This is a genomic window from Dyadobacter tibetensis Y620-1, from assembly GCF_000566685.1.
In the GTDB taxonomy this organism is placed as follows: domain Bacteria; phylum Bacteroidota; class Bacteroidia; order Cytophagales; family Spirosomataceae; genus Dyadobacter; species Dyadobacter tibetensis.
Map to the genome: position 1 here is coordinate 122,594 of NZ_AZQN01000005.1, position 17,161 is coordinate 139,754.

Sequence of the window (17,161 nt, forward strand, 5' to 3'; positions counted from 1 at the left end):
CTTCAAAATCGCGGTAATGTCTTTAATATGAAATTACTGTCCACCTGGTGAAACATGAGATAGGGAGTGATGACCACCCTTTGAAAGAAGATGGTTAAAAGTCAAACAGTGAATTTCTATCGCAAATTAAAATAGGACATTTAAAGGTAGCAGGGGGAAAGGTTACCTTAATTTTAGTTTACTTTTAATTATCCATTTAACCTATATTTTGCTTTGAGTGAGCAACTTTATGCTCGGGAAAGAAGGGAAAATAATGGACGTATAGTGTAATTCATTTAATACCTTTCATTGTCAATCGATTTCGGAAATTGACGACCAATGTATTAACATTGTACTTTAATATGTGGTCCAACTATTCACTAAGCTTTTATTTATGAAAATAGTACCTAAACTCATTCTTTTACTCTTTTTCTCCTGCCAGGTTCTGGCCCAGGTTCCTGCCAACTTTCAATGGCTTCCAGATGGCTCGGGATACAGAGATGTTCAGGATGGAGAAATTGTTCAGGTAAGCATGCCTTCTGGAGAGCAGAAGATTCTGGTCGGTAAATTGTTACTTACCCCTGGTGTCACCGGAGCGTCGCTCCCTATCCGGAGTTATACCATGACAGCCTCTGGCGACAAGGCGCTGATTTATACCAACACTCGGCGGGTATGGCGCTACGACACCCGGGGCGATTACTGGGTGGCCGATTTGCAGGGCAAAACGCTAAAGCAACTGGGCAAAGGGCTACCTGAGTCCTCGCTTATGTTTGCCAAATTCTCGCCTGATGGTAAAAAGGTTGCCTATGTAAGCAAGCATAATGTCTATGCGGAAGACCTCGCTACGGGCAAGATTACACAACTTACCAAGGATGGTACCGATCGGATTATCAATGGTACTTTCGATTGGGTATATGAAGAGGAGTTTGACTGTCGCGATGGTTTCCGATGGAGCGACGACAGCAAAGAGATCGCCTATTGGCAACTCGATGCACGGAAAATTCGTAATTTTCTGATGATCAATAATACGGATTCGATCTATTCATTTAACATTCCGGTGGAATACCCGAAGGTAGGAGAGACCCCATCACCTTACCGCATCGGAGTCGTCTCTGCAGAGGGAGGCAATACTAGTTGGATGGACATTCCGGGAGATCCCCAAAATACTTATTTGCCTCGAATGGAATGGTCGGGGAAGCCTGACGAACTGGTGGTTCAACAGCTAAACAGAAAACAGAATCGAAGCGATCTGATGTATGTAAATACGAAAACCGGGAAGGCCAAAACTTTTTATAGTGAAACAGATGAAGCCTGGATCGATATTAAAAGTCGCTGGGACAACGATCCGGTAGGTTGGGATTGGATCGCCGGTGGCAAGGAATTTCTGTGGGTAAGCGAAAAAGACGGCTGGAGGCATACCTATAGGGTGAGTCGTGATGGTAAAAAGGAGACCCTTATCACCAAAGGTAATTTCGATATGATTGAGCCTGTTCGCATCGACGAAAAAAATAATATTTATTATTTTATGGCATCTCCCGAAAATGCAACTCAGAGTTATTTATATAAGACCTCTCTGGACGGAAAGGGCCAGCCAGTGCGTGTCACTCCGGCCGAGTTGAGTGGAACCCATCGCTATGATATCTCCCCGGCAGGGAAGTATGCTATTCATCACTTTTCTAACGCAAAAACGTTGCCGATGATGGAGTGGATTTCATTGCCTAACCATAAGGCAGTGGATGCAAACAGCTCTATTGCCAGCAATATGGATAAGGTAAATGCCGCAAAGACCAATATTGAGTTTTTTAGGGTGACTACCGCCGAAGGAGTAGAGGTAGATGCCTGGATGGTTAAACCCAGTAATTTCGATCCCAACAAGAAATATCCCATCGTATATATGGTATATGGCGAACCCGCCAGTAGTACTGTAAAAGATACGTATGGAACGGGGCGAAATCGCCTTTATGAGGGAAGCATGGCCGACGATGGCTATATCTATGCTTCCATGGACAATCGCGGAACCCCCTCTCCTAAAGGAAGGGCATGGAGGAAGGCTATTTACCGTAACATAGGGCGAATCAATATTCGTGATATGGCTGGAACTGCTACGGCCATGTTTGAAAAGTTTCCTTTTATCGATAGCAGCCGTGTAGCCGTTCATGGATGGAGCGGAGGTGGATCTTCGACACTTAACTTACTTTTCCAATATCCTAAAATATTTAAGACGGGTATTTCGGTGGCAGCTGTTGGGAATCAGCTTACTTATGATAACATCTATCAGGAACGTTATATGGGGATACCCCAGGAAAACAGGGAGGACTTTGTAAAGGGTTCTCCAGTGACCCACGCCAGTAATCTGGTAGGTAATTTGCTATATATTCATGGTACGGGCGATGATAACGTACATTATCAAAATGCCGAAATGTTGCTTAATGAGCTCATTAAACATGATAAAGTTTTTCAATTTATGGCTTACCCCAATCGCTCTCACAGCATTTCGGAAGGGGCGGGTACCAGCAAGCATTTGCGTACCCTCTGTACGGAATATCTCAAAAGAAATTGCCCTCCTGGAGGCCGTTAAATGGTGTGGCCAAACTGTAGTGAATATAAAAAAGAACCCTCTGGCTACTGAATGCCAGGGGGTTCTTTCGGTTATTCTCCAGTCCTTTCGTTCGGAAAGATTTCAGGATTTTGCTGAGCATAATGTCATAGCGTTAGCCAGGGTTGCCCATTAGAAAAGCTATCTCTACTTCAAAACATTTTTATCGGTGATACGCTACTCTGCTGTTACGTTGATTTCTTTCAAACGCCTGTAATCGATCATATTGTTTCGGACTCAATACGGCGATCATTTCCTTTTGTTTTTGATTTTCTAATCTTTCAAACTTACCGCCGACATTACGGCCTTTACTTTGAAGGTTATCATATTTTTTTTCAATACTCCGTATCTGTATTTCCTGCTTACGGCTTAGATTGACGATTCGGTCCAGGCGTTCGGCACTGTATAGGTCAGGGTAATGTACAGCTGGTTGAGCGACTTGGATGGTATGTTTCTGGATTACTACCTTGGAGGTGCGCTGAGCAAAACTGGTTCCTACACTTAAGAAGGTCATAGCGGCGATGGCGAAAATGGTCTTTTTCATGGCTCAAAAAATTTAAATGATTGGTTCGTCTATGTTGATTAGAACTCATAAACGGATCCAAGTTTAAACCGAACGATTTCTAATCTATCACTTAGCCAGTTCTCTCGACCAATTGTCCTTTAGAATCGACATATAGTTTTTAGGAGGCAAGGTTTTGTTGCTTTGCCGATGACCGAGGTGTCCAGTACAGCTACGGCATTTCGACACGCGCTCTCGGGCCCTGCATGCTCGGTAATAGCTGGGTTAATGGTTTTTTCAAAAAAGACTTCGATCCGTGCTTAACCTTAAGGCTTGCTGTAAAGCGCTTGGGCGGCTTTTTCATATTTATCACCTTTAGTCCAGGAAGGGGCTACCTCCCGATCGGCGACTAACCTGGCGGCGAGAGAGAATGCCTGCGAAAAGCGGTGTAGATAATCGAAATTAATACTTTCGGGGTTATCAATGGCCTGGTGGTAATACTTCATTATGTCGCCACTAAAAGAAGTGAATCCTGGAGAAAATGTCGGTGCCGGAATCCCCTTCCTGGCAAAAGACACATTATCTGAACGGTCGAATAGCCCTTGTTCTGGTGAAGGGTCGGCAAAAACGCCCAGTCCAAAAGTTTTGGCGGCCTTCATGATTTCATTTTTGGCTCCTGTCCGATCCAATCCCATAACGGCAACAATGGTCGTATCGCTATAGCCGGCGCCGTCTGAATTTAAATTGAAAATGCATTTATCCAGGGGGAGAAGGGGGTTTTCTACATAATATTGACTGCCTAAAAGTCCAATTTCCTCACCCGTAAGCGCCACCAGTAACACCGATCGTTTTGGGGGCTGTTCGGCTAAGGCCCGGGCTGCTGTCAGCAGGGCAACCGAACCAAAGGCATTGTCCCGTGCCCCATTGAATATACTATCTTGCGCACTATAGGCCTGGCCTCCCTGCTTACCCACCCCCACATGGTCATAATGTGCAGATAGTAGTACGTATTGATCCTTTAGTGCCGGATCAGCACCCGGTATATATCCGACCACATTCGGGCTGTTTACGATTTGCCTTTGTCTCCCACTGGTTTTAAAATTTACTCGTTCAACACCCCTGAGCGTACGTACGATATTTGCCTCCTTTCCATTAATCCATGCATGAGGTATCGCTTTTTGATCCGTTTGGTTCGACGATGCCAGTCCAATTTTCTCTCCGCTAAAATAATTGAGAACAATATTCCATGGCATGGGGGCATCGAAGAGTTCTATTAGGCCCAAGGCCCCTTTTTCCATGGCCAGCTGACGTTTTGTGGTCGAGGTTGCAATGATCTCAGAGGGGGTCTGAACATCTGGAGTACCGCTTTGGACGAGCACTATTTTTCCTTTTACGTCCAATCCTTTGTAGTCGTCCCAGTTTTTTTCCGGATTCAGCAGTCCAAAACCGGCATAAACCAGTTCCGCTTCCAAGTCAGCGGCTTCACCGCTCATCAGTATCCAATCTTTACCGCTTATGAAGCGGTCGGCTTGTGCGGTAATTTCGCCGCTTCCATTACGTCCTAACTTCTCGAAAGACACCTGCTGAAAATAGGCATCGGTAGAAGTAGGATCCGCTGTAGGTACTGGGGAAATGCCTAATCGCCGATACTGCTCTGCAATATAGCGCGCGGCCACTTTATTGCCCATATCACCGGTCCGGCGTCCTTGTAGTTCGTCGGCGGCCAAGAAGCGCATATGGGAGGCAGTTTCTAAGGCAGATATTGATTTTTCAGCAAGTTCTGTTTTTTTTCGTTTTTGGGTAAAACCAGGTTGGGCTATGAGCAGGGCCGACATGGCCGTCATCAGGAGAGGGTATATTTTCATAAATTCCAGTGTCAATCAAAGTAATTAAAAGGGGGGGCATTTTCGCTTCAGGATCGCTCGTACATACCGTGTTACCTGCATGAATTATCCCCAGTTGCCAAGATTATCAAACCATTTAAAGGGTAATGAGATTACCAGGGTTATTTCTCATTCAAAATCTTTGCCGCGTCTTTGGCAAAATAGGTAAGGATACATTTTGCTCCAGCTCTCCGGATACTCATTAAAACTTCCATCATGGTGCGATCCCGGTCGAGCCAGCCATTTTGAGCGGCAGCCATGACCATAGCATATTCGCCGGAAACGTTATAGGCAGCGATAGGGATATTGAAATTCTGGTCGAGCAGTTTGATAATATCCAGATATGCCAAGGCAGGTTTTACCATCAGCATGTCGGCTCCTTCTTCGAAATCGAGCTGAGCCTCCAAAAGTGCCTCTTGAATATTGGCAGGATTCATTTGGTAGGTCTTTTTATCCCCAAACTTCGGCGCCGATTCCAGGGCGTCCCGGAAAGGGCCATAAAATGCGCTAGCATATTTCGCAGAATAGGACATGATGCTCACATCGGTCTGGCCAGCTTCATCGAGTAAGTCTCTTATATATCCTACCCGTCCATCCATCATGTCACTAGGCCCTAGTATGTCAGCTCCTGCTTTAGCCTGAGCCAAGGCCATTTTTCCCAATATTTCCAGGGTGGCGTCATTCAGGATTACTCCATTTTCTACCAAACCGTCATGGCCATCGGAACTATAGGGGTCCATAGCAATATCAGTCATAATGGTAAGGTCCGGAAACTGCTCTTTGATGGCTGTGATGGCCTTCAGGTAGAAGGTATCCTCCTTGTAACTCTCCGAAGCATGCCGATCTTTCTTGCTTTCGGGATAATTAGGAAAAAGATCAATGGCGCGGATTCCTAGATCGGTTACCTCTTTTAATTCTTCCAGCAGGGTATCCAAAGAAAAGCGGTATATGCCTGGCATTGATTTTACCTCCACCCTTTGCTGGCTTCCTTCTTGAACAAACATGGGAAAAATGAAATCAGAAACCTGAAGGTTGGTTTCCTGTACCAAGTCGCGTATAGCACCTGACTTTCTGTTTCGGCGGGGACGACGCCGGTTCAAATCGCTCATTTTATATAGGCTAAAGCTGAGGCTGAAATTGTGCCTGAGCTGTTTAATAATATTTTTTTAACAACAAATGGCAAGGTATTCAAGTTCTATGAATTTACCTGCTTTTACCTTAGTTTGCCCCTGCAAATTTTATCCTACCATCAATTTAAAACCTTCCCCATGTAAATTCATAATCTGAATAGAGGGGTCTTCGCGGAGATATTTTCGAAGTTTGGTGATGTAAACATCCATGCTACGAGCGTTGAAGTAGGAGTCGTCGCCCCAGATTGTTTTGAGAGTAAAGCTTCTGCTGATTGGCTGGTTTATATTCTGACAAAAAAGCAGCAGAAGTTCTGATTCTTTGGATGTCAGTTTGGTTGTTTTTTCGGGGCTTTTTAATTGCTGGTGAGCGTAGTCGAAACTGAGGGATCCGATCGGATATATTTGTGTCTCCGGCAAGGGAGAACTCTCCTTCTTATAACGCCGGAGTATGGCCTCTATCCTCAGCAGGAGTTCTTGACGGTCAAATGGTTTGGTGATATAATCATCGGCTCCTACCCTGAAGCCCTGCAAGGTATCTTCTTTCATGGCGCGGGCCGTAAGGAAAATTATGGGCGTATCCCTTCCGCTCATACGCACCTCTTTGGCCAGGGAGAAGCCATCTTTTTTAGGCATCATTACATCGAAAATACAGAGGTCATATTCCTGATCCACAAAGGCTTGCCATCCTTCATTGCCATCGGTGGCCAGGTGGGTGGGGTAACCCTTATCAGTCAGGTATTCCTGAAGTAATATTCCCAAGTTTGCGTCGTCTTCCACGAGTAAGATTTGCGCCATAGTATTTTTGAAAGATGTAAATTGCGGATATTATCAAAAAAGGATTCCCAAGATAAGCCTTTCTTTTTTTGTTAAAACGATAAATAGATTGGATTTTTAGCCAGGAAACGCTTAAAACTAGCGAACTTTAATAGTATAGAAACCTTTTACACGCTTAAAATATGTTAAAATTTATTTTGTGGGTCCTGGGTCTGCTGGCCCTGATGGTGTTGGTATATTTTGCAGGTCCCAGGCCAACGACTCCAGAAATATCTATGGCCTTGCCCTCGGTAACCAGTGAGCCGGAGCAGTTAGAAGCAGATATCGCGCAGTCTGAGGCTAAAATTGAAGGGTTGAAGCCCGACAACGAGGCCAGGATTATCTGGGCCGATTCCAGCAAAAAAGTAAAGACTGCCTATAGTGTGGTGTATATCCATGGCTTTGGGGCGAGTTGGGCCGAAGGAGAGCCGGTACATCGAAACCTGGCCGCTCGTTACGGTGCCAATCTCTATCTGGCTCGCCTGCACGATGCCGGCATAGCCGATAGCAATGCTTTCGATGACCTTACCCCTGGCAATTTCGTAGCAGGGGCTAACAGAGCCTTGGCTATCGGTAAACAATTGGGGGATAGTGTAATTGTGATCGGGACTTCGGCAGGAGGATTATTGACCGTTTTGCTAGCCTCGGAGCACCCCGAACTAAAAGGGGTCGTGCTCTACTCCCCCTGTATGGCAGTAGCTAATCCGGCCCTTCAGCTGACCACCGGCCCCTGGGGCAAGCAGATTCTCCAGGGCATCATAGGGGAGCGTACCCCAGGAAGTGATACCGATCCGTTAAGAGCTCAATACTGGCTACAGGGCTATCATACCAATGGGCTCCTGGCCTTGCAGCAAACCATTGACCTGGTGGCACGGCCAGAAGTATATAAAAGAATCCAGGTACCCGTTTTCTTAGGGTATTACTATAAAAATGAAAAAGAGCAGGATCCGGTCGTTTCTGTTGCCGCAATGCAAGAGATGTTTCCACTACTGGGAACGCCACAGGCGAAAAAGCGAGAGGTTGCCTTCCCCAACAGTGCCGACCACGTAATAGCCTCTTATATCCGTTCTAAGGATGTAAAGGGTGTTTTTGAGGAGACAGACCGCTTTTTCCAAGAAATATTGGGCCTTAAACCAGTAGAAAAACCAACTGCTCAGCCTTGAAAAAATAGCTGGTCCGGTACACGCAAATTTTTTTATATAGATTAAGCTCTTAAAATTGTGTTACTTTGCCGGCTGAAAAAAGACAGAACTTTTAATTTATAATATACAAGAACCATGGCTTACGGTTTACTTAAAGGAAAAAGAGGAATCATATCGGGTGCTTTGGACGAGAATTCCATTGCATGGCAAGTGGCCCTGAAGGCGAAGGAAGAGGGAGCCATTTTTACACTTACTAACGCTCCAATTGCCATGCGCATGGGTGCAATCAATAATCTCGCTGAGCAATGCGATGCACAAATCATTCCTGCCGATGCTACTTCTGTAGAAGATATAGAAAACCTGTTCTCGAAATCAACTGAAATTCTAGGTGGTAAAATAGATTTTGTTTTGCACTCTATTGGCATGTCATTAAATGTTCGTAAGAGTAAGGAATATGGAGACTTGAATTATGAATGGATGCAGAAAGGGCTGGACATCTCGGCTATTTCCCTGCACAAATTTCTACAAGTAGCCGAAAAGCAGGACGCACTCAGCGAATGGGCTTCTGTGGTGGCACTTTCTTATATCGCCGCACAGCGTACCTACTCATTCTATGGCGATATGGCAGAAGCCAAAGCCATGCTGGAAAGTATAGCGCGTAGCTATGGCTATAGATATGGAAAAGCGAAAAATGTACGTGTAAACACCATTTCTCAGTCACCGACCGTTACCAAAGCTGGCTCAGGAATAGAAGGATTCGACGCTTTCTATGAATTTGCTGACAAAATGAGCCCATTGGGCAATGCTACGGCTAAAGATTGTGCCAACTACGCTATCTCGATGTTCTCGGATCTAACACGTTTCGTTACCATGCAGAACCTATACCACGATGGAGGGTACTCGGCAACTGGTATTTCTGAAGAGCTTGTTCAAATGATCCAACAGCAGAACCAATAGTTTCTCAAGAGACATTCACGTCCCCTGGATCTTCGGATTTAGGGGATTTTTTATGTGTAGCAAAAATATTCGCCATGCTTCCACGTTCCACCTGCGAAAACAATGGCTTATATCCATTATTTTAAGTTATCTCTTTTCCCAAAGACGACCTTTCTATTAACCCTACTTTTTCGTTTTGACTATGAATCGGTTTTTAAATATTCCCCTCCTGTTACTATGTGTTTTCTGGGCTTCGGGCTGTGGTAGTGAAAAGAATGGCAACCCAACAGAGACGGAGTTGCCTCGATACACCCTTGTATTTCTGGATAAAACGCAGAGTGTTAATGTCAATAAGGAATATGTTGCTAATAAGTACAGACTTGCGCTTACAGAACTTTTAGAACAGAATATGAGGAAAAGGGGGGACCGGCTCGAGGTATATTTTATTCATGAAAATACGGCCAAAGCCAAGGCGTTGTCCCTGGAAGTCCGTAGCGAAAAAGAGGATACAGAAGGCGTAAGTCCCACCGATCGGGAAGCCATAGAAACGAGCTTTCAACTCGCACTTCAGAAGGAAAAAGGTCTTTATTTGCGCCAATTGCTACTAAAGCTTAACCAGGAGAATTCGGGAGCATCCAATCAGTCGACTGACATCCTTGCCACTGTCCCATTGATAGCCAAGGCCAACGAAGTAGGTGCAGAGATGAAGGTGTATTTCTTTAGTGATATGATTGAAAGTGTACAAGCAGCGGGGCGACGCGATTTTCACAAGACTCCACCGACCTCCGACCAAGAGGCAGAAGCCTGGGCGAAAACCGATGCCAAAACCTGGCAGAAGTTTATGATCGGATCTCCGGAGATTACCATCATTTCGCCTTTTGAGCCTACCGCCTCCTCACGTGAACATAATCCGCAGGTAGCATTATACTGGCAAAATCTGTTTCAAGAACTAGGAGCGTCACAGGTAGAGGAGCTGTAGAAATCAATAAGCCCCATCTCAAACCTTCTGGAATAGATGGGGCCTATACATTTCGGAACACTAGCCTTTCGCTTCGTATTATTTCAATTGCACTTCAGAAGTTCCGAAATTGTAGGCATCTCCTACGATGGACTTCATACCTGCCTTTAATTCCTCTGTCTTTTCCTTCATTTCTCCCGCCAGATTTTTGCGTTGACCAGGGTCTTTAGATAGGTCATACAACTGATAAGCAGGATCGACACCGATTTCTATATTTACTGATTTCAGTAATGGAGCACCCTTGTAAGGTGGAATTAGGGCAAAATTACCTTTTCTATAGGCGAGTCTACCAGTAGCCTCCAGTACCAGTTCGTCCCGGCCCTTTTTAGATTTTCCTAAGAGTACATCCAAGAAGTCTTCGGAATCGCGTGATGGATTTTCCTGGCCCACCATTTTGGCCAATGACGCCATTATGTCTATCTGACTTATGAGCGCATCGGAAACCTGAGGCTTTATTTTACCTTTCCAATAGGTGATAAAGGGAACTTTGGTACCCGCCTCGAACAGGCTGTATTTTCCGCCCCTGAGCGCTCCGGCAGGTTTGTGAGACCCAAGTTTTTCAACGGCATCGTCGTAGTAGCCATCGTTGAGCACCGGACCGTTGTCGCTTGAGAAAATAATTAAGGTATTTTCGTCCAGACCCTCTGCCTTCAACTGTTTCATGATCTCGCCAACGCACCAGTCCGCTTCAATAATAGCGTCTCCACGGGGACCCATACCCGACTTTCCTACAAAACGCTCATGCGGCACGCGGGGTACATGCGGTTGTTGCAGGGCATAGTACATAAAAAACGGCTTGCCTGTTTTAGTGGGGTTATTTTCACTAATATATGCCTTGGCTTTCTCCAGGAATAGGTCGGCCATGTCTTCGTCGTGCCATAAGGCAGATTTGCCGCCCTTTTGAAACCCTATGCGGGGAATTCCATTATGAACGGAGTTATTATGTCCGTGGTGCCACTTTTGCTTGGTCATCAGTTCAGGATTGCTGATAGCAGTAGGCTCACCTTCAAAATTCTCTTTGTAATTCACATAAATCGGGTCGTCGGCACTCAGGCCTACTACTTTGCGATTTTCGATATATACAGTAGGTACCCGGTCAGTAGTAGCCGCCATGATATAGGAATAGTCGAAGCCTACATCATTAGGGTTTTTGTGTAACTCTTGGTTCCAGTCGACTTGCCCGTCCCCAATACCAAGGTGCCACTTGCCTACTACGGCCGTAGCATAGCCAGCCTTCCGCAGCATTTTGGGCAAGGTTACCAAACTGGTGTCTATAAGCAAGGGGGCATCGCCAGGGAGGATCCTCGCATTTTCATTTCTCCAGGGATAAATACCCGTTAGGAAGGCATAACGACTAGGAGTGCAGGTTGCTGAGGATGCATAGCCATTGGTAAACCTTACTCCTCCATCGGCAAGCATATCAATGTTGGGGGTAGGAAGGGTCTTTTGACCATAAGCACTTACATCACCATAACCTAGGTCGTCCAAATAAATGACCACGACATTTGGTTTTTTTCCCTCTTCTGTTGTCGAGGACTTGCTTTGATTGCAGCCCAGCAGTCCTAGCACTGCCAGACAAAAACAACTCACTAATTTTTTCATGCACGCATTTTTTTGTTAAGAAATAGCCAGAAGGCATTTGCAACTATAATTTACCGTCCTGATCGATAAATTATTATCAGCAACTTTGCTGGGACCAAGGGCCTGGCCGGTAGGGATGGATGTTACCATAACCCGCTCGAGGTCTGACCGGAAAATGTCGCATAATTATTTCCCTTTTTGAGAAGTAAGAATAACAAAATCATGTAAGTGATTGCAGTAATTATATAGTAGAAAGGGACGAGATAAGCCGATCTTTGTAGGGTTGTCTTTCACTGAATCAATGATAAAGCCGCCATCCTGATGATATTTCATGGATTCGTATTCGCTCAGCCGGAGTTCCAAAACTGATATAAGTTGAGGTGCGACATAATTGAAAGTCAGGGGGGCATGGTGTTTTAAGGGTTTTTGTTATTGATATTCCTGACAACTCTAAAAGTGTTTTACCTTTAGGTTAAGGTACTCTTTTAGGCGTTATTTTTTTATTAACTAGATAATAATCAACCATTTAAATTAACAAAATGATGAATATTCAAAGAATATGGATGGTATGGCTATTGTTGCTATTATCTCCTGCGCTATATGCCGAGATAAAAAATGTATCAGAGGGTAAGGCAAAGATTTTAGGTGATTGCGCCCTCTGTCAGCAGGGAATTGAGAAAGCTGGATATGAAAAAAACATATCCCGGGTTAGTTGGGACAAGGACTCGAAAATAGCCCTAATTACTTACGATAATAAGCAGACTAACCTAGATGCGATCCTGAAGAAGATTGCTCTGGCAGGGTATGATAATGAGCGCTTTCTTGCGCCCGATCAGGCTTATGCTCAGCTTGCCGATTGCTGCCAGTACGAGCGTATGGTGAAGACAAAGGTTAATAGTAGTGCCGGGGCCGATCACCATCATCTTACTATGGATAATGAACCGAGTATGGCGGGGTCTCAAGAAGAGCCATTGAAAGACCTGCTCATGGCCTATTATGCAGTGAAGGATGCTCTCGTTGAAACGGATGGACAGACCGCTGCCGAACAAGCTAAAAACCTTTTAGGTGAAATTAAAGCTGTGAAAATGGGACAGCTACCCCATGAGCAGCATATGATTTGGATGGAAGTAATGAATGATATTAATATGGAGGCGCTACGTATTTCTGAAACGAAGGATATCGAAAAACAGCGTAACTATTTTTCTGCATTGTCAGAGAATATGTACAAGGTTCTAAAAGTGGGCAAACCTAAGGAGGCAATTTATTACCAGCATTGCCCCATGGCCAAAGGAGGCAAGGGTGCCAACTGGCTCAGCCCATTCGCTACGATTAAAAATCCCTACTACGGGGCTCAAATGCTAAGCTGTGGTAAGACCACCGAAACTATTCAATAGCAGGGCTTATGTAAGTCGGAGATGTTCCAGTTTTGAAATAAGGAACAGCATATTTATCCTAATATTTTAATGCCATGATTCTATGAGATTTGGATATACCCGTTTCACCGTCACTGTTTATAGTGTCTTTATAATGTTTTTTGTTTCTATAACAGGCTACGCCCAAAAAGTCGTTCGCTACGATCTGTATGTGAAAGACACAACGGTCAATTTTACTGGAAAGCCTAAACGGGCTATTGCGGTAAATGGCCAAATTCCCATGCCCACACTTACTTTTACCGAGGGTGATACGGCAGAGATCTACGTGCATAATGAGCTTAATGAAGAAACCGCCCTGCATTGGCATGGATTGTTTTTGCCTAACCAATATGACGGGGTGCCCTATCTTACTCAGATGCCTATCAAACCCCATACAACCCATTTGTATCGATTTGCAATCGTTCAGAATGGCACTCATTGGTATCATAGTCATAGCGGTTTACAAGAGCAAATAGGGATGTATGGATCTATGATTTTGAATAAAAAGCAAGAGCCTGATATTCCCACTGTACCGGTTATCTTGAGTGAGTGGACGGATATGAACCCTAAGAATGTGCATCGGATGCTGCATAATGCCAGCGACTGGTTCGCCATTGAAAAAGGAAGCACGCAAAGCTATTCAGAAGCGATTAAGCAAGGCTATTTTAAGACGAAAGTAGCTAATGAGTTTAAACGAATGACAGCGATGGATGTAAGTGATGTCTATTACGACCAATTTCTGATCAATGGAAAAAACGAGAGCCAACTGGCGCAGTTTAAGCCTGGAGACAAGGTTCGCTTAAGGATATCGAATGGAGGGGCTTCTACCTACTTTTGGCTCAAATATGCTGGGGGGAAAATGACCGTGACAGCCAGCGATGGCAACGAGGTGGCCCCCGTTGAAGTAGATAGGCTTTTGATAGCAGTCTCGGAAACTTACGATGTTGTGCTGAGCATACCCGAGGTCGAGCCAGGAGCTCCTTCGGTCGCTTACGAGTTTCTTGTAACCTCTGAGGATCGAACTAAATCTGCCTCCTTATATCTCGGAGAAGGTATACGACAGTTGGCTTCACCCATGCCGAGACTAAAGTATTTCGAGGGGATGAAAATGATGAATGGTATGATGAAATTGAACGGGAATCTAGATGACATGGGCATGAATATGAGCCTGAATCAGATGGATATGAATGTAGTGATGTATCCAGAGATCACCGGTACTGCAAAAGAAAAAGGAGGCAAAGCCAGGACGGGAATAAAAAAGGAAGATGAGGACTCTATGAAAATGGATCATTCCAGTCATAATCGGTACAATAGCAATGCCATGTCTTCGATTACAACGCTGAACTATGCTATGCTAAAATCGACGGTGGAAACGTCGCTACCGGCAGACCTCCCAGTTAAAGAGCTTCGGTTCGTACTAACGGGTAATATGAACCGATATGTATGGAGCATGGACAATAAAGTGATTTCAGAAACAGATAAAATTCTTATAAAAAAGGGAGAGAAGGTGAGGATGATCCTATATAATAATTCTATGATGCGTCACCCCATGCACCTCCATGGTCATGACTTCCGGGTGATAAATGGCCAAGGGAAATATTCCCCTCTTAAAAATGTTGTAGATATCATGCCAATGGAAACCGACACATTAGAGTTCGCAGCTACCGAGAGTGGGGACTGGTTTTTTCATTGCCATATTCTTTATCATATGATGAGCGGGATGGGAAGAATATTTTCCTACGAAAATTCGCCTCCCAATCCAGAGATATCTAACCCAAAGCTGGCTCAGCGACGGTTATTCGCTGACGACCGGGCATTCCATTTCATGGCCGAAAATGATTTTGCCACCAATGGGAATGATGGAGAGGCCATGATTCAGAATACCCGATGGAGCCTGGGAACGGAATGGAGGCTGGGTTATCACGACCATCATGGTTACGAGGTAGAAACTCATATCGGGCGCTATATAGGTAAGATGCAGTGGTTAATGCCCTTTATTGGCTTCGACTGGCGCTATCGAAAAATAAATCCGGATGTTCAAGAGACGAATATGTTTGGCCAGAGGAGCACCAAGGACAAACGATCTGTTTTGAGCGTAGGGGTAAACTATATGTTGCCCATGCTGGTACAGGCCCAGGCGGAAGTATTTACCGATGGTATTTTCCGTTTTCAACTGGAAAGAATGGATATTCCGGTGTCTCCTCGCCTGCGAATGAACCTAATGGTGAATACCGATAAGGAATATATGGCGGCACTTAAATATATTTTTACTAAAAATGCCGGCGTGACTGCTCATTATGACAGCGATATGGGGTTTGGTATGGGATTAACGCTTAATTATTAACATAGAAGAACCTATTTTCCTGTCAGCGGCAAAAGGCTGTGGATTGGGCAGAGTCTTCTAGTTCGCTACTAGCCAGCCCAGTTTTCCCGGTCCAGACTCCGGTACTGTATAGCTTCCGAAAGGTGTTCTACTTTGATGTCTTCGCTTTCGGCCAAGTCGGCAATAGTCCGAGAAACCTTCAAGATGCGGTCGTATGCTCTGGCCGAGAGCCCCAGTCTTTCCATAGCAATCCGAAGTAGGGCCATTCCTTCCTCACTGATCTGACAAATTTCTTTTACCAGTTCGGGGGGCATCATGGCATTGGAATAAATGTCGCTATGTTCTTTGAAGCGCTCGGTCTGACGCTCCCTGGCTTTGATAACCCTTTCCCTGATCTCGGAGCTACTTTCTGATTTACGTGTCGAGGCGATCTGGTCAAAGGAAACCGGGGTTACTTCTACATGCAAGTCTATCCGATCCAGCAGAGGCCCGCTGATTCGATTCAAATATTTCTGGACTACACCTGGCCCACAAACACATTCTTTTTCAGGATGGTTGTAATAGCCGCAGGGGCAGGGATTCATGCTGGCAATCAGCATGAAATTAGACGGAAATTCTACGGCCATTTTAGCCCTGGAGATACTGACACGGCGCTCCTCCAGGGGTTGGCGCATCACTTCCAGTACGGTTCGCTTAAACTCTGGGAGTTCATCCAAAAAAAGTACCCCATTATGAGCCAGGGAAATTTCTCCAGGTTGGGGGTAACTTCCTCCGCCTACCAGAGCAGCATCGCTGATAGAATGATGGGGAGAGCGAAATGGGCGGCGCGATACCAGGGTAGCCCGGCTTCCCAGCTTTCCTGCAACAGAATGTATTTTTGTGGTCTCGAGGGCTTCCGGCAGGCTAAGGGGTGGCAGGATGCCAGGTATCCGCTTGGCGAGCATCGTTTTCCCCGACCCCGGCGGACCAATCATAATGACATTATGCCCTCCGGCAGCGGCGATTTCCAAGGCCCGCTTGATGTTTTCCTGGCCTTGTACATGTGAAAAATCGGAAGGGTAGTCGTTCTGAGTGGTAAAAAATAAGTCGCGGGTGTCTACCGTTAGCGGCATAATGCTGCTGGTTCCTTTCATAAAGGATATGGCTTCCTGGAGCGTTTCGACCGGTATGACATCGATATTATTGACAATAGCGGCTTCATGGGCGTTCTCGGCCGGGAGAATAAAGCCTTTAAAACCCTGCTTTCTAACCTCTATGGCAATGGGTAATACTCCTTTAATAGGTCGTAATATTCCATCCAGAGAGAGCTCTCCCATAATCACATAGTCTTCTAACTTATTGACAGCCTGTAACTGTTCTGAGGATTCCAGAATACAAAGCGCTATAGGAAGGTCGTAGGCCGATCCTTCTTTACGGATATCGGCCGGGGCCAGGTTTACTACTACCTTTTGTCGAGGCATTTTATAGCCGAAATACTTCAGAGAGGCCTCTACACGCTGCTGGCTCTCTTTAACGGCACTATCGGCCAGGCCCACCATAAAGAAACCCAGGCCCTGGCCTACCGTTACCTCTATCGTGATCATAGTTGCATCTACCCCATAAACGGCACTGCCAAAGGTTTTTGCGAGCATGTTGATGAACCCTAGGGCGTTTTACCTGTTTCTTTATTCTAATCTATTAAAAAAATAAGACATATGGTATTTTTGCCTGAAATACTATGGTAATTAATGATTGCTATAAGTCCCGAATTTTCCTGGTTGCTCAGCTATCAGTGAAAAGAAGGATTGTGAAAAACCTGTCTAAAAAATATAGCAGAGGCTCAGGCCAAAACATAATGAAGCGCACT

General features: G+C 45.1%; 12 protein-coding genes. 6 read left to right on the forward strand and 6 right to left on the reverse strand.

What is annotated here, in order from left to right; all coding sequences use genetic code 11:
* Nucleotides 1–373: 373 nt before the first annotated feature.
* Nucleotides 374–2,557 (forward strand): S9 family peptidase, encoded by a 2,184-nt coding sequence (locus X939_RS0114930; RefSeq protein ID WP_025764096.1) that lies wholly within the window; start codon nt 374–376, stop codon nt 2,555–2,557.
* A gap of 181 nt (nt 2,558–2,738) precedes the next feature.
* Here the strand turns inward: X939_RS0114930 and X939_RS0114935 are convergent, their stop codons facing one another.
* The 4 genes from X939_RS0114935 to X939_RS0114950 form a co-directional block, all read right to left on the reverse strand.
* Nucleotides 2,739–3,119: a hypothetical protein gene (locus tag X939_RS0114935; RefSeq protein WP_025764097.1), complete on the reverse strand. Its 381-nt coding sequence runs from the start codon at nt 3,117–3,119 to the stop codon at nt 2,739–2,741.
* A gap of 284 nt (nt 3,120–3,403) precedes the next feature.
* A complete protein-coding gene (locus X939_RS0114940; RefSeq protein ID WP_025764098.1) occupies nt 3,404–4,942 on the reverse strand; it encodes a M28 family peptidase in 1,539 nt (512 codons plus the stop codon).
* Between the two features lie 140 nt (nt 4,943–5,082).
* On the reverse strand, nt 5,083–6,069 hold the full coding sequence (gene hemB, locus X939_RS0114945; RefSeq protein WP_198034423.1) for a porphobilinogen synthase: 987 nt from the start codon (nt 6,067–6,069) through the stop codon (nt 5,083–5,085).
* 129 nt (nt 6,070–6,198) lie between these two features.
* On the reverse strand, nt 6,199–6,885 hold the full coding sequence (locus X939_RS0114950; protein ID WP_025764100.1) for a response regulator transcription factor: 687 nt from the start codon (nt 6,883–6,885) through the stop codon (nt 6,199–6,201).
* Between the two features lie 161 nt (nt 6,886–7,046).
* Here X939_RS0114950 and X939_RS0114955 point away from each other — a divergent pair, with 161 nt between their 5' ends.
* From X939_RS0114955 to X939_RS0114965, 3 genes are all read left to right on the forward strand, one after another.
* Complete coding sequence (locus X939_RS0114955) at nt 7,047–8,066, forward strand: alpha/beta hydrolase (protein ID WP_025764101.1); 1,020 nt, start codon at nt 7,047–7,049, stop codon at nt 8,064–8,066.
* A gap of 114 nt (nt 8,067–8,180) precedes the next feature.
* Entirely contained in the window at nt 8,181–9,002 is an 822-nt protein-coding gene (locus tag X939_RS0114960; protein ID WP_025764102.1) for an enoyl-ACP reductase FabI, read from the forward strand.
* A 181-nt stretch (nt 9,003–9,183) separates the two neighbouring features.
* Nucleotides 9,184–9,960, forward strand: coding sequence for a hypothetical protein (locus X939_RS0114965; RefSeq protein ID WP_025764103.1), 777 nt, complete (start codon nt 9,184–9,186; stop codon nt 9,958–9,960).
* A 78-nt stretch (nt 9,961–10,038) separates the two neighbouring features.
* On the opposite strand, the gene X939_RS0114970 is transcribed toward X939_RS0114965, so the two are convergent.
* On the reverse strand, nt 10,039–11,601 hold the full coding sequence (locus tag X939_RS0114970; RefSeq protein WP_025764104.1) for a sulfatase family protein: 1,563 nt from the start codon (nt 11,599–11,601) through the stop codon (nt 10,039–10,041).
* 518 nt (nt 11,602–12,119) lie between these two features.
* Between X939_RS0114970 and X939_RS0114975 the strand changes: the two genes are divergently transcribed.
* Nucleotides 12,120–12,974, forward strand: a complete 855-nt coding sequence (locus X939_RS0114975; RefSeq protein WP_229236069.1) for a DUF3347 domain-containing protein — start codon at nt 12,120–12,122, stop codon at nt 12,972–12,974.
* Nucleotides 12,975–13,056: 82 nt separating this feature from the next.
* On the forward strand, nt 13,057–15,336 hold the full coding sequence (locus X939_RS0114980) for a multicopper oxidase domain-containing protein (RefSeq protein WP_025764106.1): 2,280 nt from the start codon (nt 13,057–13,059) through the stop codon (nt 15,334–15,336).
* A 68-nt stretch (nt 15,337–15,404) separates the two neighbouring features.
* Here the strand turns inward: X939_RS0114980 and X939_RS0114985 are convergent, their stop codons facing one another.
* On the reverse strand, nt 15,405–16,946 hold the full coding sequence (locus X939_RS0114985) for a YifB family Mg chelatase-like AAA ATPase (protein WP_025764107.1): 1,542 nt from the start codon (nt 16,944–16,946) through the stop codon (nt 15,405–15,407).
* Between the last annotated feature and the right edge of the window lie 215 nt (nt 16,947–17,161).